The organism is Pseudoalteromonas sp. HM-SA03, from assembly GCF_002289345.1.
Classification (GTDB): domain Bacteria; phylum Pseudomonadota; class Gammaproteobacteria; order Enterobacterales; family Alteromonadaceae; genus Pseudoalteromonas.
This window is the reverse complement of sequence record NZ_NSDG01000206.1, coordinates 1-6,548: the sequence shown is the minus strand read 5'-3', so window position 1 is coordinate 6,548 and position 6,548 is coordinate 1. Positions and strand designations below refer to the sequence as shown.

Annotated in this window: 4 protein-coding genes; 2 read left to right on the top strand and 2 right to left on the bottom strand. The window is 40.6% G+C overall.

Going from position 1 to position 6,548, the window contains the following annotated elements; translation table 11 throughout:
* The first annotated feature begins 22 nt into the window (after positions 1-22).
* Positions 23-1,990, top strand: a complete 1,968-nt coding sequence (locus tag CKO50_RS23420; protein WP_255231219.1) for a bifunctional diguanylate cyclase/phosphodiesterase — start codon at positions 23-25, stop codon at positions 1,988-1,990.
* A gap of 55 nt (positions 1,991-2,045) precedes the next feature.
* Here the strand turns inward: CKO50_RS23420 and hemH are convergent, their stop codons facing one another.
* Positions 2,046-3,065: a ferrochelatase gene (gene hemH, locus CKO50_RS23415; RefSeq protein ID WP_095730103.1), complete on the bottom strand. Its 1,020-nt coding sequence runs from the start codon at positions 3,063-3,065 to the stop codon at positions 2,046-2,048.
* Positions 3,066-3,301: 236 nt separating this feature from the next.
* On the opposite strand from hemH, the gene CKO50_RS23410 reads away from it, so the two are divergent.
* Entirely contained in the window at positions 3,302-4,855 is a 1,554-nt protein-coding gene (locus tag CKO50_RS23410; protein ID WP_095730102.1) for a PAS domain-containing methyl-accepting chemotaxis protein, read from the top strand.
* 68 nt (positions 4,856-4,923) lie between these two features.
* Here CKO50_RS23410 and CKO50_RS23405 read toward each other — a convergent pair whose 3' ends face one another.
* Positions 4,924-6,132 carry a site-specific integrase gene (locus tag CKO50_RS23405; protein WP_095730101.1) on the bottom strand — a complete coding sequence of 403 codons (1,209 nt, stop codon included), beginning with the start codon at positions 6,130-6,132 and terminating at the stop codon, positions 4,924-4,926.
* Positions 6,133-6,548: the final 416 nt, after the last annotated feature.

Below are 6,548 nucleotides of genomic sequence, written 5' to 3'. Positions count from 1 at the left end.
GGACACCTCTAGTTGAGTGGTAATGATACCACCTAAAATAGTGTCCGGGTTTATTGAACCACAACATCTCGATAAACTCACGATAGAAGATAGTGAACGACTGCGGGTTGCATTAGAAAAAGTGAGGTTAGGTGCTGTCCGCAATACTGATTTGCAAGTTTCGTTGGCCGCTCGCACGGAAAATCATGGGTTATTAAGAGTTATTGGTCAAGTAGAGTCTGGTGAACACCATAGCGATGAACTTGTATTCACTGCGACAATTCAAGATATTAGCTATATTTCATCGCTTAATAAGCAGCTCGAACTTACCAACGTTGTATTCGAGCATGCCACAGAAGCCATTATGATCACCAACAACGACAATAAAATCATTATGGTGAATCGTGCTTTTGAGCGACTAACGGGTTATACCGGCTACGAATTATTGGGCCAAGACCCCGCGGTGTTATCATCTGGTAAGCAAGATAAATCATTCTATGAAGCCATGTGGGCATCGTTGAGCACGGTTGGCCATTGGAAAGGAGAGATCCACAACCGTCGCAAGAATGGTCAGATTTATCCTGAGGAATTAACACTGAGTGTGGTGAAGGATGAGCAAGGTCGAGTTGCTAACTACGTCGGCATTTTTAGAGATATTACCGAATGGAAGCGTAACGAGTCTCAACTTACCTTTTATGCTAACCATGAACCTTTAACAGCACTGTTAAATCGCCGTAGTTTTATGCAGCGACTGGAGGAACAAATATCGGGCTCCAGAAGTAACAATACCAGTTGTTCACTGCTTTTCATTGGTTTAGACAGGTTTAAAGAAGTCAACGATGTCTTTGGTCCGGAGATTGGCGATAAAGTACTCATATCTGTGGCGAAAAGATTAAAAAATGCGGTTCGACAAAATGACATTATCGCAAGATACGGTGGTGACGAGTTTGCGTTATTACTCACTCACAGCGATGTAGAAAGCGCGCTTAAGATTGCTAAAAAGCTTTCACAGAAACTATCCCAACCCTACGTATTTAATGAAATTACCATAGAAGTCACTTGCTCTACAGGTATTGCACAACTCGAAGCCGGCTCTCGGATCACTGCGGCTAATTTACTCAGAAATGCAGCGCATGCACTTAATAGCGTCAAAAAGACCGAGCGCGGACAGGTGGCTTTACACAATGCGGCCATTCAAAACGCCTATTTAAATAAAATAAAGCTTAAAGACAAGTTAAAACAAGCACTAAAAGAAGGAACGCTTACTGTTTATTATCAACCGATCGTTAATGCTGATACTAACCACATCACAAAGTTTGAAGCCCTAGTGCGTTGGTTTGATGATGAATACGGAATGGTATCACCAGGTACTTTCATTCCTATCGCCGAAGAATTTGGTCTTATTCATTTAGTTGGACAGTTTGTACTTGAGCGCAGCTGCCAAGACTTAGCAAAGATCCATCAAGTTGGTTTTACAGAGGTTGGGATCTCTATTAATCGCTCCGTTAGCGAGTTTAAAGCCAGTATTAATCAGGTGAAGTTAATTACTTGTGCCATCGAAAAAGCCAAGATCCCGTATGAAGCAATTACCATTGAAGTTACTGAATCGCTTGCTACAAATCGCTATACTTGGAAAACGCTGAATCAACTAAGAGAACATGGTATTAAGGTTTCGCTTGATGATTTTTGCACTGGCTATTCATCATTAAGTAACTTGATAGAAAATCAAGTAGATTATCTAAAGATAGACAAGAGCTTTGTCGATAGCTTAATGTCTGATTACAACAAACAAGTAATGATAGACTGCCTTATTAAGCTCAGTGATAAGTTGGGAATTGGTGTGATAGCCGAAGGGGTGGAGCAGTTTACTCAACTTGAGAAATTACGAGAGCTCGGTTGTCACCACATTCAAGGATTTTTTTACAGTCCCGCAAAGCCTATAGATGCTTGCCTTAAGTTACTCACAACAGATGCTTTTGCTGTACAAACGCAAAGTGCGTTAGAAAAATAATGGTGTGATATTTTTATATCACACCTCAAAAAATGCGGTTGCTTCAGCGTCTTTATTACAACAGTGGTTTTATCAGGGCTACGATCGCTTTTATGTGATCATCACGGTCGTTTAGTGCAGGAATATAACGATACTTTTCACCGCCAGCAGACTCAAAGACCTCGCGGTTTTCTACTTCCAACTCTTCTAACGTTTCTAAGCAGTCGGCACTAAAAGCTGGGCTTAAAATTGCGACGTTTTTAATACCTTGACTCGGAAAACTCTCAAGTGTTTTGTCCGTATAAGGTTGCAACCATTCCGCTTTACCAAAACGACTTTGAAAGGTCGTCATCACTTTTTCTTTATCAAGATTGAGTTTTTCAACGACTAAGCGAGTCGTTTGCTGACAAAAACAGTGATACGGGTCACCTCTATCTAAAAATAGTTTTGGTGTACCATGATATGAAAAAACCAATTTATCCGGTTCTCCATTCGCCTCAAAATTTTCGCTAATGGAATTAGCTAAAGATTCAATATAAAGTGGATGTTTGTGATAACCATTAATAAAATGTAGTTCTGGTACCCAGCGCCAACCTCTTAGCACCTTTGAGATCTGATCAAAGGTTGAGCCTGTCGTTGCACTGGAATATTGGGGATATAGCGGCATGATGATTATTCGTGTGATGCCTTTCTCTCTTAACTTCTCAAGCCCTGATTCAATTGATGGGTTGCCATAGCGCATAGCAAGCTCAACTTCGATGTCTTCGAAACCTTCACTGCGTAACTGCTTTTCTATTTTGTCAGTTTGTGCTCGACTTATGGTTATCAAAGGGGAGCCTTCCTCGGTCCAAATTGATTGATAGGCATGTGCCGACTTTTTAGGGCGAATACGTAAAATTACCCCATGCAAAATTATTAACCAAATTAGTCTTGGAATTTCGACAATACGGGGATCGGAAAGAAACTCAGCGAGATAAACTCTAAGTGCTTTAGCTGTTGGTGCATCTGGGCTACCTAAATTTGTAATAAGAATACCCGTTTTGGAATTAAATCGGCCTTCATGGGGATTATCTGTTATGGCTGAAAAGCGAGACACCTAACGCTCCTTAGATTATCATTTTAATAGGATTATTTTACAAGAAAGGCTATACGGGAGTAAGCCTAATTTCGATCTAAACTGGCATAAATCAATTTGCGCCTAAAATTAAGTCACACTATAGTTGTAATTATCGTTAATTAATCCCTTCTCTATTGCTATTCATAGATTGAGGGCGTATTTTTCTGAAAATCTTTAAGGGAAAATCAATTTTTTGTTAGTTTTGGACATGTCTAATGAGAACCAACCACCCAGTAACCCAAAGAGAAAAAACCTTTTCTCGCGATGTAAAACTCATCTCTGTCACTGATCTGAAAGGTAAGATAATTGACTGCAATCAAGCATTTATTGATGTTAGTGGGTTTTCCCGTGACGAGTTAGTTGGTCAACCTCATAATATAGTAAGACATCCAGATATGCCGCCTGTAGCGTTTCAAACGATGTGGGTGCAGCTTAAAACAGGTAAACCATGGATGGGGATAGTAAAAAATCGCTGCAAAAATGGTGATCACTACTGGGTTGATGCTTATGTAACCCCAATAACAGAAAGTGGCAAAGTCATTGGTTATGAGTCGGTTAGAAGCTGCCCAGATAGGGCGACGGTTGAACGGGCAAACCATCTTTATACAAACGTAACTACTAATAAAGGAAGCAGTTTCAGCTTTCCCAAATTACGTGTGGTTTGGCCGGTATTTAACATCGTTTCGTCATTAGCGTTTTGGTATTTTGCTTCTGAGTCAACAGGGTTTTTCTGGTTGATGGCAAATATGCTCGCATATTCAGCCTATGCGACTTGGCGCGATAAAGAACAGCTGAGACGATTGGAGTCTGAGTTGGCGCACAGTTTTTGCGACGAGATATCCGAGCAAGTTTACTCGACTTGGGATGGTACTATGGCATCAATCCAAGTACGTTTAAAGAGTGAAAGGGCACACTTAGATACAATTCTCACGCGTGTCGAACACGCTGCACAAAACGTATCAAAAGGAGCGCATACTGCGAGTAAAGAAGCGCGAGCCACCTATGCTGATTTACAAAAGCAGCAAACAGAGACAGAACTTGTTGCCACCGCAATGAACGAAATGACAACAACCATCAACGATGTCTCTAACAGCGTGCAATTGAGTGCTAAAGATGCTCAAAACTCCCTTGATTTGACTTCTCAAACAGAACAGATCGCTAATAAAACTAAAATTGCCTTTGGTGATTTAAGTAATACCATTGCCGAGATCCGCAACTCTGTTGAAGGTGTCTCTAAGCAAACTGATAAAATTGCGGCAGCCGCACAGATTATTGAACAAATCGCTGAGCAAACTAATTTGCTAGCACTAAATGCAGCAATTGAAGCTGCGCGAGCCGGTGAGCAAGGTAGGGGCTTCGCAGTAGTTGCTGATGAAGTTAGACATCTAGCACAGCGTACTCAAGAGTCGACGAAAGAGATCCATGCAATTATTGAAGAGCTAACCAGCAGCACACAAGCGTCAGTAAATATTGCTCAGCAAGGCCAAGAAGAATCGCTCCATGGTATTGAACAGCTGAATCAAAGCACCGATATGCTACAACAAATCACTCAAGCTGTTATCCAGATTAGTGATATGTCGATGCAAATTGCAACTTCGGTTGAGCAACAAGCGGCCGTGTCTGATGACATTAATCAGCAAGTTGTGAATATTGCTCAGCTTGCGAACAACAGCCTGGATAGTGCAGACAAAGTACATCAAGAGAGTAAAGATTTAGAATCGACCGCAAAAGAAATGCACGAGCTGATTGTACGCTTTAAGCGTAAGTGAATTTTAGCATAGTGCACTTATTCTTTGAAGACTCAAAAGGACGTTCTCGAATGTCCTTTTTCTTATATTTAAATCTTCCGTTTTAAGCCCGATTTGGCACGCTCTTTAATATTGGTTTGAATATAAATTTGATCCGTTGTTGCAATTTTGGCGTGACCTAAATCTTCTGAAAGATGTTTTAGCGGGCGGTGTTGTGCATCATGCGTTGCACCTGTATGCCTTAGCCAGTGTGAAGTTGCGGCTTCGAGTTGCTCTGACTCTTCCGTGAAGCCATCTTCCTTTAGTTTAGCCACTGCTAAGTCAAAACTTTGCTGAACAATACGGCGTAATTGACGAACGTTCATACCACCTTGGCCCCTTAGTTTATGAACAATTGGGTAGGGCTCATCAACGCGAGGTAGGGCGCTTAACCCCCGATACTGCCGGTAACGCTTTAAATAACTGATAAAGTCTTCGCTAAGCGTTACATCCCTTAGCTTATTGCCTTTACCCATAATTCTTAGGTACCAAAAGTCATCTTGATCTTGCCAAAAGTGGCTCATTACGGGTGACCAATGAGGGCGGTCAGATAGCTCTGAAATGCGTAAATACAAGCCTTTTAAGCAAGCTAATACGAAAAGATTTCGTTCTAGATCCGGCTGCTGTTCACTTAAATCACGTGTTACACCAAAAACATATTCCCATTGCAAATCACTCAGCGTATCAGGAAGATTGATTTGCGATTGAACAACTAAATACGGGCTATTTTTCTTAACCACTGGAACAAAGTTAGCAAATGATTTTTCTTCTAAAATGGCAAACTTGTAAAATACATTGAGCGCGGTAAACATTGCTGCCAACGTTTGCTGGCTAGCGCCATTTTCCTTAAGAACGAAAGGTCGCCAGTTTTCGTTAACCTGACGGACCCCTTGGTTTTGTTTATAACGCCACTGTACAGAAGTTTGTGTCCATGCTTTATCTGGCTCTACCACAAAATCTACATATGCTTCGATGTCTTCACGCTTTAGCTCAAACACTGATTTCTTAGCAACCAGCCACGACCACAAACAAAAGCGTTCCAGCTCATTACGAAAACGGTTAAAAGTTGCTTCAGACTTACGACCGTAAATATACAAAAACTGAAATAAGAACTGCAGCTCGTTATATACCGGTAGTGATTTACCATGACTAACCAAGAACTTTGTCAGTTCAGGATATTCATGTGCAAGCGTATTATCTTCAAGATGAGCAATTTGATACCTAAGCTGCTTGAAGGTATCAACTAGTGGTAAAATCATGATAAGTCCGATATTGGTTAGTATTGGACATATTATAGTGATGCAGATACGTGTTATGCAATACTGTATAAATGCACCTATAATTTATATTATGTTAAATTGTAATGTAAGGTATTTTTGACGGTCATCCTATCATCTATCTCCCTCGTGTAATTAGTACTTTAACTCTGGATCGATCCAGTTTTGTGTGTCAAAAATTCACACCACCATTCAACTGATTACACATACATTAGATTTAAGGAATTTAAATTTGATATTTTAACGCTGGATCCCTTTGTTGGGATTTGGTTTGAACAATTCTGCCATTTGATGGCTGAAAACTGACATTATTTGTATATGCTAGTAATGTAGTGGTCAACTAATTCCGGACAGTGAATTAAGTTTTTCTTCTGCTACTGCTGGAGCTTGCATATCGT